The organism is Pseudoalteromonas rubra, assembly GCF_005886805.2.
GTDB classification, from domain to species: Bacteria; Pseudomonadota; Gammaproteobacteria; order Enterobacterales; family Alteromonadaceae; genus Pseudoalteromonas; species Pseudoalteromonas rubra_D.
This window is the reverse complement of record NZ_CP045429.1, coordinates 729,575-752,505: the sequence shown is the minus strand read 5'-3', so window position 1 is coordinate 752,505 and position 22,931 is coordinate 729,575. Positions and strand designations below refer to the sequence as shown.

The window sequence follows — 22,931 nt, the reverse complement described above, 5'->3', positions numbered from 1 at the left end:
AATGGCAGCGAAACTCGGGATCATCTCAGATCCAATCAGTGGCTTTAATATCAAAAAAGATACTGGCTTCGCCATGATGCTGGCAGCGCAGGCACGTGGTTATGAGCTTTACTACATGGAAATGCAGGATCTGTATTTGTATCAGGGTGAAGCCCGGGCAACCGCCGCTAAGGCCACCGTGTTTGACGATGAACAGCACTGGTATGAACTGGCAGACAAAGATGACATAGCACTGAGCGATCTGGATGTGATTTTAATGCGCAAAGATCCCCCGTTCGATACTGAATATATTTACGCGACCTACATACTGGAGCGCGCTGAACAAGCCGGTACATTGGTAATCAACAAACCACAAAGCCTGCGCGACGCCAATGAAAAGCTGTTTACCGCCTGGTTCAGCGAGCATACGCCAGATACCTTAGTGACACGCTCTGCGTCTCAGATCCGTGAGTTTTTGACCAAACACGGAGATATCATTCTTAAGCCGCTGGATGGCATGGGTGGCGCCTCAATTTTCCGGGTACGTCAGGATGACCCGAACATAGGCGTGATCTGTGAAACCCTCACCGAACATGGCAGTCGCTTTGCGATGGCGCAAAATTACGTGCCAGCCATTAAAGACGGCGACAAACGCGTCCTGGTGGTCGACGGAGAAGTCATGCCCTACTGTCTTGCCCGCATCCCACAAGGGGGCGAAACACGTGGCAACCTCGCCGCAGGCGGTCGTGGCGAAGCGCGCCCTATCAGCGATAGCGACCGAAAAATTGCAGAAGCGGTTGCCCCTGTCCTGAAAGAAAAAGGTCTGATTTTTGTCGGTCTGGACATCATTGGTGACAAGCTCACCGAGATTAATGTCACAGCGCCAACCTGTGTTAAAGAAATTGAGGCGGCGTATGATATTTCGATTATGGATAAGTTTTTTGATGCCATTGCAGCAAAACTCGACCATACTAAAGGGTAATTAAAAGGGGGTCTCGCTATGCAATCACTCGCAAATCATTTTTTGGTCGCCATGCCAAATTTGCAAGATCCCTTCTTTAAGCACACAGTCACCTATATTTGTGAGCACAACGAAGAAGGCGCAATGGGCCTGGTCGTCAATCACCCCATTAACGTGACTGTGGGTGAACTGCTTGATCAGATAGAAATTGATAACGATAAATCCAGTAACGCGGCAAGCCAGTCTGTGTTTGCCGGTGGGCCAGTACATACTGACCGCGGCTTTGTATTACATACACCCAAACCCGGTTACGCGTCTAGCCGGGAACTCAGTTCAGACATGATGATCACCACTTCCAAAGATGTGCTGGCCTCACTGACCTCACATAACTGTCCGGATGCCTTTATCATTACTCTGGGCTATTCAGGGTGGGAACAGGGACAGCTGGAAAAAGAGATCCTGGAAAACTCCTGGTTGATCATTGAAGCCGATCCGGCCATTATTTTTAATACGCCCCCAGAAAAACGCTGGGAAAAAGCAGTCGAAATGCTCGGCATCGATGCCGGGCAACTGAGCACTGAGGCGGGACACGCCTAAAACAGACCACCCCAGTTAATAGCCTGTCGCCCTTACATTTGTTGGCGACAAGCTGTATGCACTTGAGAATACACCATGAGTAATAACGATAAAACAGCACCCGGCCAGCGTACGGTCATAGGCTTTGATTTTGGTACCCGAAGCATCGGCCTGGCAGTCGGTCAGGAAATAACGGGCACCGCCAGCAGTCTGGGGGCAGTCAAAGCCCGTGACGGAATTCCCGACTGGCAGGATATCGCCCCGTATATCGAACAGTGGAAACCCGATCTGCTGGTTGTTGGTTTGCCATTAAATATGGATGGCACGAATCAGGATCTGACCTTTCGCGCTAAAAAGTTTGCCAACCGGCTGCACAACCAGTTTCGCTTACCTGTCGAGACTCAGGATGAGCGCCTGACCACGGCAGATGCCAAAGCCCGACTGTTTGAACAAGGGGGTTATCGCTCGCTGGCAAAAGACAAGATTGATGGCATGTCGGCCATAATCATTCTGGAGAGTTTTTTTGAGGCGCAATGGGGTTAAGTACCCGATAGCGTTGCAGATCAGGGATAAATCCGGCCTGCTGATAGGCCTGACGGATCCGACCTTGTGACCTGAGTTGCTTTAAGCCACTTTGCAGTGCCTTAAATGCACGCTCTCCGTCAGGATGAAGCCGCGACACCACAAAGTGACGACTGCCATCAAACTGCACCACTAAATTGGGATGGGCCACCAAAAGAATATCATCCAGCCTGAACTCATTATTCAGGCTTGGCATTAACGGCATCAACATAAAATCCACCCACTGGCGATTAACCATTTGTGCTTGTGACGCCCAGACAGGCTCATTCATCAAATGCTTAAGTCCCAGGTTGTTCAAGGTTTGCCAGTCTGTTCGCCAGCGACTGGTAGACACGGCACTCAACTCACGTAATTCGTTTAACTGAGTGATCCGTGCCACTGCCAGATTCTCGGGGGCATAAAAAATCCCGGCAAAATACTCTCCCCGGCGGATCACCGCATCGCTAATAAATAGCTTATCCACTTTTGCCTTCGCATCATCCAACCAATAACTGTCAAAGCTGAGCAGCAACTTACCCTGCTCCAGTAAATTAGAATGGCGAAAGCTCACATTGCCCGGCCGATAGGTGAATGATTTTTTAAATCCGCCCAGTGCCAGCGCCTGTTGCACCAATACCATATCAACAACGTCTCTGCGCACATAATTGCCCGAAAACTGGGAAACTTCGAGCGGGGCGCGGCCATTCAAAAAGCGCAGATAATCGGCATACACGTCATCGCGGATATACATATCCACCACATTGTGAGCGGCAGATTGCTCAGCAACACGTTCACTCGCCGTTGCCGGAAATAAAGCGGCTAAGCAACACAGGGCCAATATGGCCCCGTGCCTGGCCCAATCAGCGCTTTTTATCGTCCAGGCCGTCAACGGTCACCCCTTGCAAGAAGCCCGCTCCTTTTTGCTCATTGTTTTGCAGTTTAATCATCAGGCGCAGGTCATTCGGTGAATCAGCATGATGCAGGGCATCCGCGTAGTTGATCCTTTGCTGCTTATACAAATCGAACAGCGCCTGGTCAAAGGTTTGCATCCCCATTTCCTTCGACTTAGACATAGTTTCTTTAATTGAGCCAATGTCACCTTTCTTAATCAGCTCAGCCACCATAGGTGAATTGAGCAACACCTCAATGGCCGCTACACGCCCTTCCCCTTTAGCTGATGGAACCAGTTGTTGCGCGACAATGGCCCTGAGGTTAAGCGCCAAGTCGTACTTTAGCTTATCGTGCTTCTCTTTTGGTACCAGGTGCATAATACGGTCGATGGCCTGGTTGGCATTATTGGCGTGTAACGTTGCAACACACAGGTGGCCGGTTTCAGCAAAACTCAACGCATATTCCATGGTCTCACGAGAGCGTATCTCACCAATCAGAATCACATCCGGCGCCTGACGCAGCGAGCTTTTCAGTGCCGACTCAAAGCTCTCCGTATCCAGCCCGACTTCACGCTGAGTAATAATGCTCTTGCGGTGCTGATGCACAAATTCAATGGGATCTTCGATAGTCAGTATATGACCGCGTTGATTACGATTGCGATAGCCCAGTAAGGCTGCCAGAGACGTCGACTTACCGGTGCCGGTACCGCCGACAAATAGCACCAGGCCACGCTTAGACATGATCACATCAGTCAGCACCGAAGGCAGGCCTAAGTCAGTCACCTCAGGGATATCCGTGACAATGCGCCGGATCACCATACCGGCGCAATCACGTTGCCAAAAAGCAGAAACCCGGAAACGACCTATTTCATTGGCCACCGCAAAATTGCACTCTTTCTCACCATGAAACTGCTGTTTTTGTTTCTCGCTCATGGCTGATTCGACCATGGCCAATGCCGCCTCAGCATCCAATTGGTCATCATCCAGTGCACGCAGCTCACCATCGATTTTGGCGCTCACGGGCAGACCGGCAGATACAAACAGATCCGATGCCCCTTTGTCTTTCATCGTTTGCAGATAATGTACAAGCTCCATCATAGCCTCCCGGGATTAATAGGTGGTGCCAAACTGGCTCTTATCATGGGCTTTCGCCTGGGCATCCTGATTGGTGATCAGGCCGCGGTTAACCAGGTTAGTCAGACACTGGTCCATGGTCTGCATACCGTGCATCGCACCGGTTTGTATAGACGAGTACATTTGCGCAATTTTATCTTCGCGAATGAGGTTACGAATAGCCGGGATCCCCATCATGATCTCATGTGCAGCGACCCGACCACCGCCCACTTTTTTCACCAGCGTTTGTGAAATAACGGCTTGCAGGGACTCAGATAACATAGAACGCACCATGTCTTTTTCCTCACCCGGGAAAACGTCAATGATACGGTCAATGGTTTTAGGCGCCGAGGTGGTGTGCAAAGTACCAAACACCAGGTGACCTGTTTCAGCCGCAGTCATGGCCAATCGGATGGTTTCCAAATCACGCAATTCACCAACCAGAATGACATCCGGGTCTTCACGCAACGCACTGCGCAACGCGGCGTTAAAACTGTGTGTGTCACGATGCACTTCACGCTGATTGATCAGGCTTAATTTGTTATCGTGAACAAATTCAATGGGGTCTTCAATCGTCAGAATGTGATGATGCTTGTTACTGTTGATGTAATCCACCATGGCAGCCAGCGTCGTCGATTTACCCGACCCGGTTGGGCCCGTAACCAGTACTAAACCACGCGGGCAATCCGAAATCTTCCGGAAAATCTCCGGTGCGCCCAAGTCTTCCAGAGTCAGCACTGAGCTGGGGATGGTCCTGAACACCGCCGCCGGACCACGGCTGGCGTTAAAAGCATTAACACGAAAGCGAGCCAGGTTAGGCACTTCAAATGAGAAATCTACCTCAAGATTTTGCTCATAGTCCTTACGCTGGTTATCATTCATAATATCGTAAACGAGGCTGTTAACGTCCTTCGCTTCCAGTGCAGGAATGTTTACCCGGCGCACATCGCCATCAACCCGGATCATCGGTGAAACTCCCGATGAAAGGTGTAAATCCGATGCTTTGTGTTGCACACTAAAGGCCAATAATTCAGTAATATCCATTTCAGACTCCACAACGAGCAAATAATAATATGGTTACAATAGCAGAACGGCTGAACAACGCCTATGATCGCATAGCAAAAGCACAGCAAAAGTGTGCCACAGACCACGAGGTCGCATTACTGGCCGTATCGAAAACCAAACCTGTCGAACTCATTGAACAAGCCTATGCGGCAGGTCAGCGCTTATTTGGTGAATCCTATGTCCAGGAAGCCGTCGATAAAGTTCGCCACTTTCAACAGCAAAAAGACATTGAATGGCATTTCATCGGTCCCATCCAATCTAATAAGTCGCGCCAGATCGCCGAACATTTCTCCTGGGTGCAAAGTGTCGACCGCCTGAAAATTGCACGTCGTTTGAATGAACAAAGACCTACTAACCTGATGCCGATCAAAGTGTTAATTCAGGTGAATATCAGTAACGACGAACAAAAATCCGGATGCGCGCTGGATGAACTGGACGAATTGGCCGCATACATTGATGGCGCGCGTCAGCTTGAACTGCGTGGGTTGATGACAATTACAGCGCAAACTGAGGACGTACAACAGCAATTGCAATATTTTAGCCAAATGAAGGCTTGCTTTGATAAACTAAAGACTCAATATCAACAGCTGGATACCTTGTCGATGGGTATGAGTGGCGATCTGGAAATGGCCATTCAAGGTGGCGCGACCATGGTGCGTATCGGCACGGATATTTTTGGTAAACGACAATAAGGTGACACACTCCTAATGGCTAATAAAACGATCGCATTTATCGGCACTGGTAATATGAGCTATGCCATCATTGGTGGCATGATCAAAAACGGATTTGCCCCACACAGTATCATTGCAACCAACCGCAACGCTGACAAGCTGGCTAAGGCTCACGCCGATTTCGGGGTGCGTACCGAACAGGATAATCTCAAAGCGGTTGAGCAAGCCGATGTCGTGGTGCTGTCTGTGAAGCCGCAAATGATGGCCGAACTATGTCAGACGTTTGTGGATGGAGGACTGGATCTCAGCAACAAACTATTTGTTTCTGTCGCTGCCGGGATAACCGTTAAGCGCCTGCGCGAAATGCTGGCAGAAGATGTTAAACTGGTGCGTTGTATGCCCAATACTCCGTCCTTACTGGGACGTGGTGTTTCGGGTCTGTTTGCCGCAGATATCAACGGTGAGGAAAAAGCCTATATCGAACAGGTCTTTTCATCAACGGGCATTGCCATCTGGCTGGAGCAAGAATCACAAATCAACGATGTCATTGCCGTTACGGGCTCCTCACCCGCCTATTTCTTCCTGTTTATGGAAGCCATTGAAGAAAAAGCCATTGCACTGGGCTTTTCCCCAGAGCAGGCACGCGCACTAGTGCAGCAAACCGCACTGGGTGCCGCAGAAATGGCCCTGTCTCAGCAAGACATCAGCATTGCGCAATTACGTGCTAACGTCACCTCAAAAGGCGGCACGACCCACGAAGCTGTTGAACATTTGAAAGCAAACCAGTTACCGCAAACCGTGGCCGATGCCATGGACGCCTGCATTGCGCGGGCCGAGGAAATGGAACAACAAATCTAGAGGACATACAATGAACGCCATGCATTTTTTGGTAGGGATTATTTTTGACCTGTTTTTGATGGTCGTACTGTTGCGTTTTTGGCTGCAATTGGTCAAAGCAGATTTTTATAACCCGCTGAGCCAGGCCGTAATTAAAGCAACATCGTTTGCCGTGAACCCGCTCCGTAAGCTTATTCCCGGACTGGGCGGTTTAGATCTGGCGTCTTTGGTTGTGGCGCTGTTGGTTGGTTTTGCCAAGGTGTCCGTATTGATGCTCATGCTGGGCGGATACTGGGACCCAATGGGTGCTGCTATTGATGGTGCGTTAACCGTGGCCAAAGAAGCCTTTTCATTAGTATTCTGGGTGTTAGTTATCCGCGCTATTCTCAGCTGGGTGGCTCAGGGCTACAACCCAATCGCTGCGGTCTTTGATCAGCTCACTGAACCTATGCTGCGTCCGATTCGTAAAATAATTCCGCCACTGGGTGGTCTGGATTTATCGATCCTGGTCGTTCTGATTGGTATGCAGTTCTTACAAATTTTAATGATGGATCTGCTACGTTAAGCACTCGGAGTCGTCACAATGAAAACCTTATTTACACTGATTTCAATACTGGCCGTGCTACTACTAGCACAACCAGCGCATGCCACCAATGAACAAGGTGGGCAATATAAACAACTGGGTGACTGGCAGGTCCATTACATCGCCTTTCCGTCGACCTTTATTCAGCCTAACATTGCCAGTGCTTACGGTTTAACCCGTAGCAACAGCAAGGCCATTATCAACATTTCAGTGCTGGCTGATGATGCCAACAACACCGCACAACGCGCCACCTTAACAGGCCAGGCGCGCAACCTGATAGGCAATAAAACCACTTTGACTTTTAAAGAAGTGGTGGAAGGTGACGCCGTTTATTACCTGGCGCAGATGGATGTTGACCACGAAGACACCTATCGCTTTGAAGTCACAATCCGTCAGGGGAATACCCGACACGTGCTTAAATTTCAGCAAAAGTTTTATGTAGATTAATATGACCAGACAAATTGTTCTTGCCACCGGCAATCAGGGTAAAGTAGCCGAGCTTGACAGCATGCTTAAAGACCTGAATATCGAAATCCTGCCACAAAGCCAGTTCAACGTGAGCGAAGTGGCAGAAACGGGCACTACTTTTGTAGAAAATGCCATCATCAAAGCGCGTCACGCCGCTAAAGTCACAGGATTACCCGCCATTGCGGATGACTCGGGTCTGGAAGTCGATGCCCTGCAAGGGGCACCGGGTGTGTATTCTGCCCGTTATGCCGGTGCGGATGCCAGCGATCAGGATAACATCGAAAAATTGCTTGCAGCGATGAGCGGCGAAACACTGCGCACAGCACGCTTCTGGTGCGTACTCGTCTATATGCGCCATGCCGATGATCCTACGCCGGTCATTTGCCAGGCCAGCTGGGAAGGTCGCATCACTGAAGATCAGCAAGGTTTACAAGGCTTTGGCTACGACCCCGTATTCTGGGTTGAAGCAGCTCAATGCACTTCAGCACAATTGAGCAAAGCGCAGAAAAATGCCCTTAGCCATCGCGGCCAGGCATTGCAGCAGCTGCTGGCACACTTTGAAGGCCAGCTGTGAATCTCCCTCCGTTAAGTTTATACATTCATGTCCCCTGGTGCGTGCAAAAATGCCCATATTGCGACTTTAACAGTCATGGCCAGAAAGGCGAGATCCCTGAACAGGAATATATTCAGCATCTGCTCGCAGATTTACGTGCTGACCTGCACCTTGTACAGGGACGCACACTGCATAGCATTTTTATTGGCGGGGGCACGCCCAGCCTGCTCAGTGGCGAAGCATACACCCACCTGTTGGGCGAAATCGAAGCACTGATTGGCTTTAGTGATGACATAGAGATCACACTTGAAGCGAATCCTGGGACGGTAGAAACCGACCGCTTTAAACATTATGTTGCAGCCGGTATCAACCGTATCTCAATCGGTGTACAAAGCCTGCAGGCGGATAAGCTCAAAGCACTGGGGCGCATTCATGGCGAGCAGGAAGCCCGCCACGCCGCCTTAGAAGCGCACGACGCGGGCCTTAATAGCTTTAATATGGACTTGATGCACGGCTTGCCAAACCAATCCGTTGCAGATGCCTTGAGCGACCTGCAGCAAGTCATTGACCTCAACCCCCCGCATTTATCCTGGTATCAGCTCACAATTGAGCCAAACACACAGTTTGCGTCTAAGCCACCTAAGCTGCCCCAGGACGAAATTTTGTGGGATATTCAGGAGCAAGGGCAAGCTTTGTTGGCCAAACATGGCTACCATCAATACGAGATCTCAGGCTATGCTAAAGCGGGTTATCAGTGTAAGCATAACCTGAATTACTGGCAATTCGGCGACTATCTGGGGATTGGCTGTGGCGCACATGGCAAAATCACTCAACCCAATAGTAACCAGATACTGCGTACCGTAAAAGTTAAGCACCCCCGTGGCTACATGGATCTTAGCAAGTCGTATTTATACGACAGCTGGCAGGTAGAGCCAGCCGATCGGCCATTTGAGTTCTTTATGAATTGTTTCCGCTTACATGCGCCTTGTGCTAAACAGGATTTTTGCGATTATACCGGCTTAACACTCAGCGATATTGAGCCCGCGATTAACCGGGCACTTGAACAAGGGTTGTTGATTGACCAGGGAGATTCATGGTTGGTAACAATTAAGGGCCACAGATATTTGAATGACCTGCTAGAATTGTTCGTCTGATACCTGTTCATAGGATAAGATTGAACAGGTGAATTCGCCCAATAGATGAAAGACATCTTTCGCGATACAGTTTTGTTGGTAACATTGCACCAACACCCGAATCCAATGGAATAAAATAAAAAAGGTAACCCATGCGTAAAATGACACTCCTTGCCGCAGCCGTGGCAGCAGCGCTTCTATCTGGTTGTCAGCAAACAGCAGAGCAACCAACCAACTCCGCTAAAGCGGAAACAACACAACAAGTAGTCCAGAGTGAAGTCGAGAAGGCCAATGCCTTTTTCGATGAAGTCTTCATGCGCGGTGTAATGCGCAGCCCGGTTTATCAAACTTACCTGGGCATCAAACAAGACTATGACAAATGGGACGATGACTCAGAAGCGCGTCGGCTCGAAGATCTGGAGCTAACGAAGAAAGACCTGGTTGCCCTGCAAGCCATTGATCGCAGCAAACTGGATGGCCAAACTCAGGTCAGCTACGACCTGTTCAAGCAAAACCTTGAAAATGAAATCGCCGACTTCCAATGGCGCTTCCATAACTACCCGGTTAACCAGATGTATGGTACGCACTCAATGCTACCGGCATTTTTGATCAACCAACATCAGATCACAGACGTAAAAGACGCCAAAGCGTATATTTCACGCCTGAACGGCATTCCTGCTGTCTTTGAGCAGTTGATCGTAAACCTTGAAGTTCGCGCTGACAAAGGGATCATCGCGCCCAAGTTTGTTTTCCCACATGTCATTGATTCAAGCAAAAACATCATTAAGGGTGCCCCGTTTGTTGACGGTGAAGATTCAACCTTACTGGCTGACTTTAAACGCAAAGTAGAAAAGCTGGAAATTGCAGACAACGAAAAGCAAGCGCTGATCGCTGAAGCAACTGACGCATTAAAAGCAGCCGTGAAGCCAGCTTACAGCAAACTGATCAGTTACCTGCAACAACTTGAAAAGCGCGCTGACACCCGTGACGGTGCCTGGAAGTTCCCTGATGGTGAGAAATACTTCAACAACGCACTGGCACGTACTACGACCACAGACTTAACTGCCGCAGAGATCCACAAAATCGGCTTGTCTGAGGTTGCACGTATCCATGATGAAATGCGTGAAATCAAAGAAAAAGTTGGCTTCAAGGGCGATCTGAAAGCCTTTATGGAATTCATGCGCACCGACAAGCAGTTCTACCTGCCAAATAGTGAAGAAGGGAAAGCCAAATACCTGGCTGATGCCACGGCGATGATCGACAACATGAAAGATCGCCTGGACGAGCTGTTCATCGTGAAGCCTAAGGCCGACATGATCGTTAAGCGCGTTGAAGCCTTCCGTGAAAAATCAGCGGGTAAAGCTTTCTATCAACAGCCTTCTCCGGACGGTTCACGCCCGGGTATCTACTACGCAAACTTGTATGACATGGAAGCCATGCCAACCTATCAAATGGAAGCGCTGGCTTACCACGAAGGTGTACCTGGTCACCACATGCAAATCGCCATTGCGATGGAACTGGAAAACATGCCTAAGTTCCGTAAGTTCGGTCGCTACACCGCTTACACTGAAGGCTGGGGACTATACTCTGAGCTGGTACCAAAAGAAATGGGCCTGTATGAAGACCCGTATTCTGACTTCGGTCGACTGGCCATGGAACTGTGGCGTGCCTGCCGCCTGGTGGTAGACACAGGTATCCACGCAATGAAGTGGACTCGCCAGGAAGGGATTGATTACTACGTGAACAACACGCCAAACGCGAAATCAGACGCAGTTAAAATGGTAGAACGTCACATCGTGATCCCATCTCAGGCAACAGCCTATAAGATTGGTATGCTGAAAATTGTTGAACTTCGTGAAGCGGCCAGAAAAGAACTGGGCGATAAGTTCGATATCCGTCAGTTCCACGACGTAGTACTGAAAAACGGCCCGGTACCACTGAATGTACTGGAGCAGTTCGTCAACGAGTGGGTTGCCAGCAAAAAAGCGTAACCAGCCCCGATGACCCGTTACTCTGGCGACACCAGCTTAAATTGTGTGTTCGCCAGAATGATGTGTAAACAAGCCCCGCCATGTGCGGGGCTTTGTATTTTAATCTCCCCGCCCAGCTTTTGCGTCACCAGGTTATAAATAATACTGAGACCCAGTCCGGTCCCGCCCGAATGTCGTTTCGACGTCACAAAGGGCTCAAAGATCACAGGCAGCAGTTCTTTGTCTATGCCCTGCCCGTCGTCTTTAAAATAAAAATGCACATAGTCATTCACTATGTGCGCCGACACAATGATGGTCAACGGTCTGTCCGGGTGTTTGCCGTGCAAAATACTGTTATTCAGACTGTAACTGATAATCTGATTGAACACATTGGGGTAACTACTGAGGATCAGGTTATCCGGTATTTCGACCTCAATTTTGTATTCATCCTCCGATAAATCACTGCGATAGCAATCAAACACGCCTTCTACCAGGGTTTTCAGATCAAACTCCATTTCCGTATCATAATGCTGCTGCGCCGATACTTTTTTGAAGTCATCAATCAGAGATGCCGTGCGGTGTAAGTTATTTTCGAGCAAAAACAACGCCGATTCGGCCTCTCCGATGAGGTTGGTCAAGGTCTGTTTTTTCAGCTGCCCACTGTCCAGATCACGGCGCATGCTCTCCACCTGTTCTTTGAGATGCGACTGGCTGGTAATGGCAATACCCAGCGGTGTATTCAGCTCATGGGCAAAGCCACTCACCATGTTACTCAGACTGGCCATTTTAGCCTCTTCGATCAGCCGCTGCTGAGCCGCGCTGAGTCGTGCCATCAGTGTCTCAATAAAGTCCAGCAGCTCGTCCAGGTGGTGACCAATCTGGGCAATTTCGTCTTCGCTGTTCAGGTTAACCCGCAAAGAAAAGTCTTCATGCTTAGCCACTCTGACCAGTACCCGACCGATCGCCATCACCTGCTCGGACACCCGGCTATTGAGATAGTACAGCAGTAACAAGCTAAAACCACTGCTTAACACGATCGATAATAAGCTGATCAGGATCAGCTGTTGCTGCTCTTCCTGATAAGCGCTGAAGAGTTGCTTGGCCACTATGGTAAAGTGGCCGCGAATAGCCAACTTCAACTCGCCCAGCTCACCACGCACTCCCTGGTTGTGGTCCAGCCCCTGCTTTTGCAACACATTGGTATAAACGATAAAGCCGTTCTGATATTGCTCCAGCGTCATTAAATAGGCATCAGCACGCGCCGGAAATTGCGCCCGGATGCGGTTCTTGGCTTGCTGGATCAAATCACCATGCTGATTCAGGTAGCTTCTGTCCAGCCTCAGCAAAAAATCTTTTTCCCGCCGCCTCAGCTCCAGCAGCAGAATTTCTAATTGCGGATCTTGTGCTTCTTTGGCCAGTGCCTGCAGGGCATGCGCTTTACTGCGGAATTCGCCATAAACGCCATCGTCTTTGTCGTAACCTAATAATGCCTGCATGGAGGCCAACTGTTCATACAACTCAGCAAAGCGGTTAACCTGCTCATCCAGTTTAAACATCAGCTCAAGGTGCTGATGATCGGTGACCAGTAACGCAACTAACTCGTTAAAGCTATCGCGGTATGCATAGCGATAATCATCAATGGACAACAGTGAGGCTTTTTGTCTTTCAATCACAAACCGCTCTTCCTGATCCAACAAGCGCTGGATCTGGGTTTGTAATTTGAACAGATGATCATTGAGTTGCTTACTGTGGTCCAGCTCCCGATAAAGAAACCAGCTCACCGTCGCAATGATCACCGCCGCACCAACTGCGGCCACTTTAAATAACAAAAGTGACTGTTTTAGCTGCACAAATAAGTTCCCGACTTGCCCCGTTCTTCCTAAGCTTAGACAACATCGGCAGGTTCGGCGAGCCCAGCCACGGACTTTGCTCCATTCCGCTTTTCGGTTTCATATGTACCCGCTTAAAATACACATCTAACTTATCACCCAAAGCCCGGTTTTCCATTTATTGCAATGGCGTCTAGACTTTAACATTGTGGCTTATGCAAATCGATGTTGTTTGGGCTGTCGTTACCATGAATGAAGGCATGAGCAACTTGAGTAAAACCGAAAGCCCACCATCCCCAAGTCGACGTACCTTTATACGCCAAAGCGCCGCGCTACTGCCGCTAGTCAGTGCGTGGCCACCCACAGCGATGGCACTACCACAAACCTGTCCTGGCGCTCGTTACAAACTGATATTTGCTTCGCCCTATAACAGCGAACTTTGGCTCTCATCACCTCATATGCATCAGCAACTCAAACACAACATTGAAGACTTTTCTAACGGTAAGATTTGTGTCGAAATCCGCGATAAAGGCAGTCAGGGAGTTGGTCATGACCTGGCAGTACAAGTTTCACGAGGCGTGATCCAGGGGGCGCTGCTGAGTGTGTCTAATCTCTCCCCCATAGTGCCTAAACTGGATATATTAAACATTCCATTTTGGGCCGCTGAATCTCAGGCTTACCTGAATCTGATCACTTCCGATTTGTGGCAGCAGCAGGTGACCGAGCAGATCCGCACCCGGAGCGATGTCGCGATCCTGCTATATCATTTACCCGGCGCCAGAACACTGACCTCCACCCGTCAGTATGGCAAGCTGCTGAAAACACCCAGTGATATCATTGATGTGGTTTTTCGCGTGCCCGTGAGCCAGGTGCTGAGACAATTTTATCAGCTGTGTGGTACCACTCCCGTCCAGGTCGCCTGGCACAAAGCGGCGATGCTGGCCGCCAACAAACGCTTTGATGCCCTCGACCCCTCTGTGACTGGGTTATACAATGGACCAAATGGTCTGAATCAACATATCGGGGCCGTCTCTTTAATCAATTCAGTACAAGATGGCTGGGTGTCAGTGATCAATCAAAGGTGGCTTAAATCCTTACCGCGCAAGCTGCGTATTGCCGTCTGGGAAGGGGCAGAAAAAACCTTTGTGCAGCATTTATCTATGGCCCGTCAGGCTGCGCTATACTGCCAGCGCGGCCTGCTCAGAAATGGTGCCACGATTTATTATCCAAGCGCCGATGAGATGGCCAGCTGGCAAGAGATTGGCGGTTATCAGCGCAGAGAATGGCACGCGACCAAGGTGGCATTGTTAGGGAAACTCAGCGCCTTTGATGCCTTTGTGGCAGCCACTCAGGTCAACAATGGGCTGACTTTCCCAACTTAATGCAGTTAATTATGCTGTTGCATGTGCGCGTTGAACTGTCGCAACGCCGGCTTTTTCATCAGGCTATAGCACACAGGCAATACCAATAACGCTAACACCAACGCACTCAACATGCCACCCACCATAGGCGCGGCAATCCGGCTCATAATTTCAGACCCCGTGCCCGTACCATATAAGATGGGCAGTAAGCCGATAATGATCGTCGATACCGTCATCATCACAGGTCGAACCCGCAGCGCAGCCCCTTGCAGCAAAGCGTCGATATACTGCGACTCACTGACAGGCGCCTGGCGGGATTGCGCCTCACTTTGTAAGTCTTTAAAAGCTTGTTCCAGATATACCAGCATGATCACCCCTATTTCAACCGCGACACCGGCCAGTGCAATAAAGCCGACACCAACGGCAACGGAGAAGTTAAAGCCTTGCAAGTACATTAACCACAAGCCCCCGATGGTAGCCATGGGCAAAGTCAGCAGGATCAACGCTACCTCTCCAAATCGACGGAAATTGAGGTACAAGAGCAACATGATGATCGCTAATGTCAGCGGCAGTACATAGCTGAGCTTTTCCTGTGCGCGGATCATATACTCATACTGGCCAGCCCAGTTCAGTGAGTATCCGGCAGGTAAATCCAGTTCCTCGGCGACCACACTACGCGCCTGTTCAACATAACTGCCCAAGTCAACCCCATCGATGTCAACAAAGGTCCAGCCATTGATCCTGGCATTTTCACTTTTGATCCCCGGCGCACCGCTTTCAACGTAGACATCCGCGACATCACCAAGGGCGATCCGCTGCCCAGTGGGCGTTACGATAGGCAAACGAGCCAGCTGTTCAGGCGAGCTGCGGTAATCCTGTGGATAGCGCAGATTAACCGGATATCGCTCCTGTCCTTCCACAGTTTGTGTGACATTCATGCCGCCAATTGCGGTGGCCACAACCTGCTGTACGTCAGCAATATTAAGTCCAAAGCGGCTAGCCTGCTCGCGACGAATATCCACTTTGATATAGCGCCCACCAGCAACGCGCTCTGAATACACCGAAGCGGTGCCAGGCACTGTTTTAAGAATGCTTTCAAGACGCTGGCCCAGTGATTCAATCACGGCCAGATCCGGACCTGCAATCTTGACCCCCACCGGCGTTTTGATCCCCGTTGCCAGCATGTCGATACGGGTTTTGATTGGCATCACCCAGGCATTACTAACACCTGGCAGTTTTACCAGGCGGTCCAGCTCTGCTTTAAGCTTGTCGGTCGTCATCCCCGCTCGCCATTCGCTGCGGGGCTTAAGCTGAATAAAGGTCTCAATCATAGTCAATGGTGCCGGATCGGTGGCCGACTCAGCACGCCCGACTTTACCAAATACATTATCCACTTCCGGCACCGTGGCAATAAGCTTATCTGTTTGCTGTAACAGCTCACGCGCTTTGCCGATAGAAATCCCCGGGTACGTAGTTGGCATATACATGAGGTCGCCCTCATCCAACGGCGGAATAAACTCGCTGCCAATTTTATTCAGCGGGTAAAACCCTGCCACGGTCAGCGTCACTGCCGCTAACAACGTGGTTTTAGGAAAACGCATGACCTGACGAAGCAACGGCATATACGCAGCAATCAGCAAACGGTTAAGCGGATTTTTGCGCTCAGGCGTGACTTTTCCCCGAATAAAATATCCCATCAGCACCGGCACCAAGGTAATGGCCAGTCCGGCCGCAGCTGCCATGGCATAGGTTTTGGTATACGCCAAAGGTGCAAACATGCGCCCCTCCTGCGCCTCAAGAATAAACACCGGCAAGAACGATACGGTGATGATAAGCAAACTGAAGAACAAGGCAGGCCCGACTTCAGTCGCCGCTTTTGCCACTATTTGCCAGCGATTGTCATCGGTTAACGGGGTCTTTTCCATGTGCTTGTGGAGGTTTTCTATCATCACAATGGCGCCATCCGTCATCGCACCAATGGCAATGGCAATGCCGCCAAGCGACATGATGTTGGCGTTGATCCCCTGAAAGTACATCACGATAAAGGCCACCAATATCCCCAGCGGTAAGGTGATCACGGCCACCAGCGAAGAGCGTAAATGGAACAGGAAGGCCACACAAATCACAGCTACGACCAGCAACTCTTCAAGCAGTTTCTGCCATAAATTATCCACTGCCCGCTCAATCAGCTGACTGCGATCATACACAGTAACGACCTCAACCCCCTCAGGTAAGGACGCTTGCAACTCAGCGAGCCGGGTCTTCACGCCCGCAATGGTTTGCTGAGCATTTTCACCAAAGCGCATCACCACGACACCACCGACTACTTCGCCTGCGCCATTGAGTTCGGCAATGCCCCGGCGCATTTGCGGGCCAAGCGTGATCTGTGCCACATCTCCCATGGTCAGTGCGGTCCCTTGTGCATTGAGGCCAAGAGGGATCTGAGCAATATCAGTCACGGAGCGAATGTATCCGGTAGCCGTGACCATATATTCGGCTTCCGCCATTTCAATCACAGACGCCCCGGTTTCCTGGTTGCCCCGCTGCAGTGCTTGCTGAATATGGCTCAAAGGCAACCCATAGGCACGCAGTTTATCCGGATCAACTTGTACCTGATATTGCTTTACCATGCCGCCCACCGACGCGACTTCGGATACCCCCGGTACCGTTTGTAACTCGTATTTCAAAAACCAGTCCTGGAGGCTACGCAGCTGACTGATGTCATGCTGACCCGAGCGGTCGGTCAGGGCATAAATATACACCCAGCCTACGCCGGTCGCGTCCGGCCCAAGTTGTGGCTTGGCGGTTGATGGCAATAAGTTGGCTGCCTGACTAAGGTATTCCAGTACCCGACTGCGCGCCCAGTAGAGATCGGTGTCGTCATCGAAAATCACATACACATAGGAATCACCATAAAAGGAGTAACCCCGCACTGTGGTTGCGCCGGGCACCGACAACATGGCGGTGGTGAGCGGAAAAGTCACCTGATCCTGGACCACCTGTGGCGATTGACCCGGATAACTGGTTTTTACGATCACTTGCACATCCGACAGATCCGGAATGGCATCAACCGGCGTTTGCTTAACGGCAAATAAACCGCCAGCCACCAGCATCAAAGTGCTCAGCAGGACCAGCACACGATTGTGCAAAGACCAGGTTATGACTGCTGCTATCATGATTGTCCTCCTGGCTTAATGGTGTGCATGATCAGACATAGCCGGGGCTTGCTCACCGTGCTGCATCTCGGTTACAACAAAGTCATCCCCCACCTCAAAGGTAAAGGTTATCTGATCGCCAGCGTTAAACGCCTTCAAGTCGATATCCTCGGCTATGACGAAGTCCATCGTGGCGGGGTCACGCCCCCATTTTTCAATCGCGCCGCGATGGATTGTGGCGATGCGAGACGCGATGTCTATTGCCTTGATGTGGCCCCCCACGGTTGCCGTTGGAAGGGTCGGTTCAGCCATAATATGAATGGTGGTGATTTCATACCCGGCATCCGTTTTGGTGACCTCAAAATGTAGTGACTGTCCGGTTTTAAGCGCACTGCTATCGAGCTTATCAGCCAGCTGAAAGTCCATGGTCATTTCTGGCCATTCCCACTCGGGCACGGCATCATGGGTAATATTGATCACGTTTGACTGCGCCTCATAGTGATTCACCGTACCGGCCATCCAGACCTGAGTCGGTTTTGCATCAGCACTCATACGCTTAAAGTCGGAGCTTTTGCTGGACTCTGAATCAATCAGAAACTGAGCCGATGTAACGACCCGATCATCCTGTTGCAGCCCCTCCAGGATCTCAATCTGTTCGAGACCGACCCGACCCAAGGTCACTGCGACGGACTTAAAGCGTCCCTCGCCCAGCGCAACAACCACCCTGTCCTGCTTACCGGTGCGGATCACCGCCTCACTAGGCACCAACATGGTGTCTGCTTTGCTGCCCGCCTGGATCTGCACCTGAGCAAACATATTGGGTTTCAGCTCCCGTGCAGCATTGTCGAACTTGAGCCGCACCCGCAGCGTTCGGGTCGTTTCATTCAACGTCGGATAAACATAGTCTACGCTGCCCTGCCAACGCTTACCGGGTAAATAATCCAGTGTCATCACAACCGGCTGGCCAGCCTTAACCAGCGCAGTATCCCGCTCGAACACTTCGGCTTCCACCCAAACCTGATCCAGCTGAGCAATGCTCATCAGGGTATTGCCCGGATTGACATAAAAACCTTCACGGATCTTCAGATCGGCGACTACACCGCTCTGGCGGGCATAAAAAGTAATGGTCTGGCGTACCTGACGCTGCGCTTCTAAACTGCGAATAAAATCAGCCGACAATTGCAATGCCATTAAACGCTCCCGTGCTGCTTTGATCAGCGCGGCATTGTTGCGGTTCAGGGCGATCAGAAACTCTTCCTGAGCATTTACCAGCTGCGGTGAATAGAGCGAGTACAGAGGCTGCCCCTGCTCCACCGGCTCTCCGGCGGCTTTGATGTATAAGGTTTCTACCCAACCATCAACGCGCGGATGAATGTGCACCAGCTTATCTTCATCATATTGTACGTAACCGACTGTCGAGATCATGCTGTGCAGCGGGCCGGTCTCCACGATAGCCGTTCTCATCCCCAGGTTATTCACCACTTCAGGTGAGATAGTGACCGCGCCGGCCTCTTGCGTCTCACTCTCTGCATAGACAGGCACCAAATCCATGCCCATCGGCGATTTACCGGGCTTATCACGGCGGTAATTACTGTCCATTGGTGCGACCCAGTAGAGTGGCTGCTTACTGTTATCTTCACCTTGCGGCGTGTCAGACGGAGCTGTGCTCATCGTCATCACAACATAGCTCAGTGCGCCCCCAGATAGTCCAGCCAGCAAGAGTTTAAGTGTGTTATTCATGTGCAGCTCCTGGCTGGTAAGTCGTGAGGTAATAGTTCAATCGAGCAACGGCTTTCAGCGCATCTACGTCAATTTGTTTTGCGGCCACTCTGGCATTCAACTGAGCGATCCGAGCGCGCACCACTTCGGCAAAATCGCCACTGTCATTGGTGTAGGCCGTCAGAGCGGCTTCGGCCTGCTCGTAGGTTTGCTGTAACAGTTGCTCCCGGTACAAAACCTGACGCTCAGACAGGCGCCTCAGCTGGCTCGCTTCTTTTTCAACCTGACCTGACAAGTCTCTGAGCAGCAACAGCTTGTCCGTTTTGATCGCTTCCTGATCAGCCTGTGAGGCACTCAGCCATTGGTCCTGACGATTAGCAGTAAACAAAGGCACATCAACGCTCACTCCCACTGAGAAAAAGTCCGCCCGACTGCTGCCATCAGGCATATCACTGCGATGACCATAACTGGCGTTCACGCCCCACTGCGGTTTATATTGCTGACGGGCAATCGCGACGCCTTTTGCGGCGACCTCAATACGCACGTCCTGCGCCAGCACCACTGGGTGACTGGTTAGCCGGTTTAGCAACCGCTGCATATCCGGCTTGCCTTGTACAAACAGCGTCGGAACCGCAACCTGAAGTGATGGAAGCCCCTGAGCTAAGCGGGTATCAGACCAGGCCGTTTGTATCTGGCCGCTTTGTAGCCAGGACATTAGCTGAGCACGTGCGGCGTCGCGTTTTTGATATTCGACATTGAGACGGTCATCCAACTGCACCAGCTCCAGCTGAGCGCGGATCACATCCTGCTGACGGGTACGCCCCACGGCATTGGCATAACTGGCCTTACTCACATCAACCAGTTGCTCAAAAAGTGCTTTGTCCTGCTCAATCAAAGCGATGGTGCGCTCTGCCAGGTACGTATCGAGCCATAATTGACTCACCTGAGCGCGGATCTGCGCAGTGCGGTCGGCTCGCAGCAAGGCATATTTGCTACTGGCAATCATCAGCTGCTGACGTTTCAGTGCCAGCTCGTCACCCCGACCAAACTGCTGACTCACGCCCACTTTGAGCTGCGTCATTGCTTCACGGTCATGCTGCCAGCCATCTACAGGCAGATTCATCATAGATAAAGCCACTTTGGGGTCCGGCAAGGTACCGGCAGCAACGCTTTGCGCTTGTGTTGCGCGCTGCTGGTAATGCTGCTTTTGTAATATCGGATCCTGTTTCGTTGCCAGCTCAATTGCTTTTTGTAATGACAATCGCTCCGACGCCTGTACGGCAGTGACACTCAATGTCAGTGCACTCAACAGTGTCAAACTGACTATCCGGATAGTAAGAGGTTGCATCAAAACTGCTCCTTATAGGTATTCACCTGCGCATAGATCTGGTGGCTGCCGTCTTTCATCAAAAGCAGAACCTGATAGGGCATGAAGCGGCCGCCCACCTCCATACCCGGCGATCCCAGCGGCATGGCTGGCACAGCAAGACCGATAGCGTCCTTCTGGGGATTGGCTAAAAATTGTTGAATAAACCTGGCCGGGACATGCCCTTCAAATACCCAGCCATCGTGACTGACAGCGGTGTGGCATGAACGATAACGCGCAGCGATCCCATACCGTGACTTAATTGCACTGAGCGATGCCAGTTCCTGCCCTTGTGCGTTTACACCTTGCTCAAGCAGGTGCGACAGCCATTTTTTACAACAGCCACAGGTTGGCGTTTTATACACAGTTAAAGCCTGCTTCGGGCTGCTCTGAGCGTAACTACTCAGGCTCAGCAACCAAAACAAACAGGCACTCAGAAATAGAAAATATTTATTGGTAGTAAAGGACACACTTGCCTCCGTCTCCTTCTGGCCCACAGCAACTCGATATGGCATGCCCGGGTCAGAATCAATGTAAACATCACACTGCAAAATGCAGTGAAATCATCAAAAGAAGTTGGATAAACAGGCTCAGATGCCGAATTTCAGACGCACTTCACCTGGGTCAGGCAAAAATGGGGGGACGATAAAGAGATCGAGCGACAGCAACCGGGGGTTGGTTTTCCTGCCATAAAGCAGCCGTATAGCTAAGGTCTGTTGCCAAAGAGAATTCAGCCACAGGCAGCAGTTGGGCGCTACCGCAAGCATGAGTCAGACATACACACTCACTGTCATCGTCGCAGCAATCCATTGCGTGCTGCGAATGGCTCATCATATTTGACTCACTGTGCGACATAAGGTGATTGTCCATTGACGCATGCTGATGTGTCATCATGGTCCCTGGCATGTCGTGGCCCTGCATATGTGCTTCACACGCCACCACAGCATTCGCCATACCTTGCACAACAAAGGCAAACAAAGCGAGTATCATCAGTAATGTTGCGGTGAATTTATTCATAAGGCCCTCAGGGTAACGGGTCAGATTCTCACATAAACAATAAAAAAAGAAAAGCATCGCATAATAATAGCGATAAATTGCCTATACTAATTGTGACGGTGGTTTTTGGGTAGTCAGTTTGTGTGGTTGGGTAGTCAATTTGTGTGGATAGTACAAAGCCTTATTTTTTTACTTGTCGTTGTGCAGCTTTTCTCGCCCGTCAGGGCACAGCAAATAAGCAAAGACGCGACGCCCCCGGAACTTCATATCACCCTCCCTGTCCGCCAGGTTAAGCTGCAAAAGTACATCAGTGAGCTGCTGCATGTCTCGCTGGCAGACCTTGGCTATAACCTGACACTCACCATGACCCCTAACCCTTTATATAAACGTGAATCCAGATTACTAAACAGTGGCCAAATCACCATGATAATGCGGCTGGCAACACCGCAACGCGATGCCACATTTCACAAAATCAATGTGCCACTGACACAAAGTTTGATTGGCAAAAGGCTGCTATTGATCCATCAGCGAACCCAGGCACGCTTTGATGCCGTGCAATCACTGGACTCTTTTCGGGACAGTAAATTAGTCGGCGTTTTTGCGCCCGGCTGGTATGACACGCAGATCTGGCAGGCCAATCAGCTGCCTTATATTGAAAGTGCCAGCGACCACGGCACGATAGTGCGTATGCTCACAGGCGGCAATCGGGGGTTTGATTACTTCTCTCGGGGCATCAATGAAATAGATGATTACCCACTGAGCGATGGGTTGATCATCGAACCTAATCTGGTACTCAGCTACCCGCTGGATTTTCATTTTTATCTGCACCCACAAAACAAAGCCCATATTTCCATTCTCACCCGAGCACTGGAACGTGCGCAAAGGAATGGATTGCAAACCCGCCTAATGCGCAAGCATTTTGGTTACTTACAACAACGCCACCGGTTGTCGGAACGACGCGTTATTCACCTCACACTACCCGCCGCTGCTCAGGCCGTACAGCTGCCTCTGCCAGCATACTAAGCTTTTAAGCTATCTACATTGAGTGCTGTAAACTACACCTAACTCATTGAATAAATTATTTGCGTTATCTCAGGGTAATTCTCAAATAGCTAAGCTAAAATAGCGTTAAATTTTATTTGGAG

The 22,931-nt window shown here is 50.5% G+C and carries 21 protein-coding genes; 12 read left to right on the top strand and 9 right to left on the bottom strand.

Features of this window, described 5'->3' with window-relative positions; all coding sequences use genetic code 11:
• Position 1: 1 nt before the first annotated feature.
• The 3 genes from gshB to ruvX all read left to right on the top strand — a co-directional run bounded on the left by gshB (position 2) and on the right by ruvX (position 2,059).
• Complete coding sequence (gene gshB / locus CWC22_RS03305) at positions 2–961, top strand: glutathione synthase (protein WP_049863824.1); 960 nt, start codon at positions 2–4, stop codon at positions 959–961.
• 18 nt (positions 962–979) lie between these two features.
• Complete coding sequence (locus CWC22_RS03300; protein ID WP_010383081.1) at positions 980–1,537, top strand: YqgE/AlgH family protein; 558 nt, start codon at positions 980–982, stop codon at positions 1,535–1,537.
• Between the two features lie 75 nt (positions 1,538–1,612).
• Positions 1,613–2,059: a Holliday junction resolvase RuvX gene (ruvX, locus tag CWC22_RS03295; protein WP_010383082.1), complete on the top strand. Its 447-nt coding sequence runs from the start codon at positions 1,613–1,615 to the stop codon at positions 2,057–2,059.
• Here ruvX and CWC22_RS03290 read toward each other — a convergent pair.
• The 3 genes from CWC22_RS03290 to CWC22_RS03280 are packed head-to-tail and all read right to left on the bottom strand — an operon-like array spanning position 2,022 to position 5,124.
• The gene (locus CWC22_RS03290) at positions 2,022–2,966 is read right to left on the bottom strand and encodes a hypothetical protein (protein ID WP_230090617.1); all 945 of its coding nucleotides are present in this window, start codon (positions 2,964–2,966) and stop codon (positions 2,022–2,024) included. The two genes, ruvX and CWC22_RS03290, sit on opposite strands and share 38 nt — an antisense overlap.
• The gene (locus tag CWC22_RS03285; RefSeq protein ID WP_125558625.1) at positions 2,938–4,062 is read right to left on the bottom strand and encodes a PilT/PilU family type 4a pilus ATPase; all 1,125 of its coding nucleotides are present in this window, start codon (positions 4,060–4,062) and stop codon (positions 2,938–2,940) included. The genes CWC22_RS03290 and CWC22_RS03285 overlap by 29 nt, the downstream gene beginning before the upstream one ends.
• Before the next feature lie 15 nt (positions 4,063–4,077).
• On the bottom strand, positions 4,078–5,124 hold the full coding sequence (locus CWC22_RS03280; RefSeq protein WP_010383085.1) for a type IV pilus twitching motility protein PilT: 1,047 nt from the start codon (positions 5,122–5,124) through the stop codon (positions 4,078–4,080).
• 29 nt (positions 5,125–5,153) lie between these two features.
• Here CWC22_RS03280 and CWC22_RS03275 point away from each other — a divergent pair, with 29 nt between their 5' ends.
• The 7 genes from CWC22_RS03275 to CWC22_RS03245 all read left to right on the top strand — a co-directional run bounded on the left by CWC22_RS03275 (position 5,154) and on the right by CWC22_RS03245 (position 11,381).
• A complete protein-coding gene (locus CWC22_RS03275) occupies positions 5,154–5,837 on the top strand; it encodes a YggS family pyridoxal phosphate-dependent enzyme (RefSeq protein WP_125558141.1) in 684 nt (227 codons plus the stop codon).
• A 15-nt stretch (positions 5,838–5,852) separates the two neighbouring features.
• Positions 5,853–6,674, top strand: a complete 822-nt coding sequence (proC, locus tag CWC22_RS03270; protein WP_138536168.1) for a pyrroline-5-carboxylate reductase — start codon at positions 5,853–5,855, stop codon at positions 6,672–6,674.
• 10 nt (positions 6,675–6,684) lie between these two features.
• Positions 6,685–7,218, top strand: a complete 534-nt coding sequence (locus CWC22_RS03265; RefSeq protein WP_125558145.1) for a YggT family protein — start codon at positions 6,685–6,687, stop codon at positions 7,216–7,218.
• 18 nt (positions 7,219–7,236) lie between these two features.
• A complete protein-coding gene (locus CWC22_RS03260; RefSeq protein WP_125558147.1) occupies positions 7,237–7,683 on the top strand; it encodes a DUF4426 domain-containing protein in 447 nt (148 codons plus the stop codon).
• A gap of 1 nt (position 7,684) precedes the next feature.
• Positions 7,685–8,278, top strand: a complete 594-nt coding sequence (rdgB, locus tag CWC22_RS03255; RefSeq protein ID WP_138536166.1) for an RdgB/HAM1 family non-canonical purine NTP pyrophosphatase — start codon at positions 7,685–7,687, stop codon at positions 8,276–8,278.
• Positions 8,275–9,411 carry a radical SAM family heme chaperone HemW gene (hemW, locus tag CWC22_RS03250; RefSeq protein WP_138536164.1) on the top strand — a complete coding sequence of 379 codons (1,137 nt, stop codon included), beginning with the start codon at positions 8,275–8,277 and terminating at the stop codon, positions 9,409–9,411. The genes rdgB and hemW overlap by 4 nt, the downstream gene beginning before the upstream one ends.
• Positions 9,412–9,542: 131 nt before the next feature.
• On the top strand, positions 9,543–11,381 hold the full coding sequence (locus CWC22_RS03245) for a DUF885 domain-containing protein (protein ID WP_138536162.1): 1,839 nt from the start codon (positions 9,543–9,545) through the stop codon (positions 11,379–11,381).
• Between the two features lie 17 nt (positions 11,382–11,398).
• On the opposite strand, the gene CWC22_RS03240 is transcribed toward CWC22_RS03245, so the two are convergent.
• Entirely contained in the window at positions 11,399–13,210 is a 1,812-nt protein-coding gene (locus CWC22_RS03240) for a sensor histidine kinase (RefSeq protein WP_138536160.1), read from the bottom strand.
• 239 nt (positions 13,211–13,449) lie between these two features.
• Between CWC22_RS03240 and CWC22_RS03235 the strand changes: the two genes are divergently transcribed.
• Positions 13,450–14,571: a TRAP transporter substrate-binding protein gene (locus tag CWC22_RS03235; RefSeq protein ID WP_171044980.1), complete on the top strand. Its 1,122-nt coding sequence runs from the start codon at positions 13,450–13,452 to the stop codon at positions 14,569–14,571.
• Between the two features lie 5 nt (positions 14,572–14,576).
• Here the strand turns inward: CWC22_RS03235 and CWC22_RS03230 are convergent, their stop codons facing one another.
• The 5 genes from CWC22_RS03230 to CWC22_RS03210 all read right to left on the bottom strand — a co-directional run bounded on the left by CWC22_RS03230 (position 14,577) and on the right by CWC22_RS03210 (position 21,807).
• Positions 14,577–17,726 (bottom strand): efflux RND transporter permease subunit, encoded by a 3,150-nt coding sequence (locus CWC22_RS03230; protein WP_138536156.1) that lies wholly within the window; start codon positions 17,724–17,726, stop codon positions 14,577–14,579.
• A gap of 15 nt (positions 17,727–17,741) precedes the next feature.
• On the bottom strand, positions 17,742–19,445 hold the full coding sequence (locus tag CWC22_RS03225) for an efflux RND transporter periplasmic adaptor subunit (RefSeq protein WP_138536154.1): 1,704 nt from the start codon (positions 19,443–19,445) through the stop codon (positions 17,742–17,744).
• On the bottom strand, positions 19,438–20,772 hold the full coding sequence (locus tag CWC22_RS03220; RefSeq protein WP_138536152.1) for a TolC family protein: 1,335 nt from the start codon (positions 20,770–20,772) through the stop codon (positions 19,438–19,440). The genes CWC22_RS03225 and CWC22_RS03220 overlap by 8 nt, the downstream gene beginning before the upstream one ends.
• The gene (locus tag CWC22_RS03215) at positions 20,772–21,260 is read right to left on the bottom strand and encodes a DUF411 domain-containing protein (RefSeq protein ID WP_138536150.1); all 489 of its coding nucleotides are present in this window, start codon (positions 21,258–21,260) and stop codon (positions 20,772–20,774) included. The genes CWC22_RS03220 and CWC22_RS03215 overlap by 1 nt, the downstream gene beginning before the upstream one ends.
• A gap of 154 nt (positions 21,261–21,414) precedes the next feature.
• The gene (locus tag CWC22_RS03210; protein ID WP_125558168.1) at positions 21,415–21,807 is read right to left on the bottom strand and encodes a hypothetical protein; all 393 of its coding nucleotides are present in this window, start codon (positions 21,805–21,807) and stop codon (positions 21,415–21,417) included.
• A gap of 141 nt (positions 21,808–21,948) precedes the next feature.
• Here CWC22_RS03210 and CWC22_RS03205 point away from each other — a divergent pair, with 141 nt between their 5' ends.
• Positions 21,949–22,809 (top strand): hypothetical protein, encoded by an 861-nt coding sequence (locus CWC22_RS03205; protein WP_138536148.1) that lies wholly within the window; start codon positions 21,949–21,951, stop codon positions 22,807–22,809.
• The last annotated feature ends 122 nt before the right edge of the window (positions 22,810–22,931 follow it).

Excerpts from the sequence above, each read along its gene's own strand:
- CWC22_RS03260 (WP_125558147.1), top strand. The coding sequence starts at position 7,237 with ATGAAAACCTTATTTACACTGATTTCAATACTGGCCGTGCTACTACTA.
- CWC22_RS03225 (WP_138536154.1), bottom strand. The coding sequence starts at position 19,445 with ATGAATAACACACTTAAACTCTTGCTGGCTGGACTATCTGGGGGCGCA.
- CWC22_RS03245 (WP_138536162.1), top strand. The coding sequence starts at position 9,543 with ATGCGTAAAATGACACTCCTTGCCGCAGCCGTGGCAGCAGCGCTTCTA.
- CWC22_RS03230 (WP_138536156.1), bottom strand. The coding sequence starts at position 17,726 with ATGATAGCAGCAGTCATAACCTGGTCTTTGCACAATCGTGTGCTGGTC.
- CWC22_RS03220 (WP_138536152.1), bottom strand. The coding sequence starts at position 20,772 with ATGCAACCTCTTACTATCCGGATAGTCAGTTTGACACTGTTGAGTGCA.
- CWC22_RS03210 (WP_125558168.1), bottom strand. The coding sequence starts at position 21,807 with ATGAATAAATTCACCGCAACATTACTGATGATACTCGCTTTGTTTGCC.
- CWC22_RS03285 (WP_125558625.1), bottom strand. The coding sequence starts at position 4,062 with ATGGAGCTTGTACATTATCTGCAAACGATGAAAGACAAAGGGGCATCG.
- CWC22_RS03280 (WP_010383085.1), bottom strand. The coding sequence starts at position 5,124 with ATGGATATTACTGAATTATTGGCCTTTAGTGTGCAACACAAAGCATCG.
- gshB (WP_049863824.1), top strand. The coding sequence starts at position 2 with ATGGCAGCGAAACTCGGGATCATCTCAGATCCAATCAGTGGCTTTAAT.
- CWC22_RS03235 (WP_171044980.1), top strand. The coding sequence starts at position 13,450 with ATGAGCAACTTGAGTAAAACCGAAAGCCCACCATCCCCAAGTCGACGT.
- CWC22_RS03300 (WP_010383081.1), top strand. The coding sequence starts at position 980 with ATGCAATCACTCGCAAATCATTTTTTGGTCGCCATGCCAAATTTGCAA.
- CWC22_RS03265 (WP_125558145.1), top strand. The coding sequence starts at position 6,685 with ATGAACGCCATGCATTTTTTGGTAGGGATTATTTTTGACCTGTTTTTG.
- ruvX (WP_010383082.1), top strand. The coding sequence starts at position 1,613 with ATGAGTAATAACGATAAAACAGCACCCGGCCAGCGTACGGTCATAGGC.
- rdgB (WP_138536166.1), top strand. The coding sequence starts at position 7,685 with ATGACCAGACAAATTGTTCTTGCCACCGGCAATCAGGGTAAAGTAGCC.
- CWC22_RS03275 (WP_125558141.1), top strand. The coding sequence starts at position 5,154 with ATGGTTACAATAGCAGAACGGCTGAACAACGCCTATGATCGCATAGCA.
- proC (WP_138536168.1), top strand. The coding sequence starts at position 5,853 with ATGGCTAATAAAACGATCGCATTTATCGGCACTGGTAATATGAGCTAT.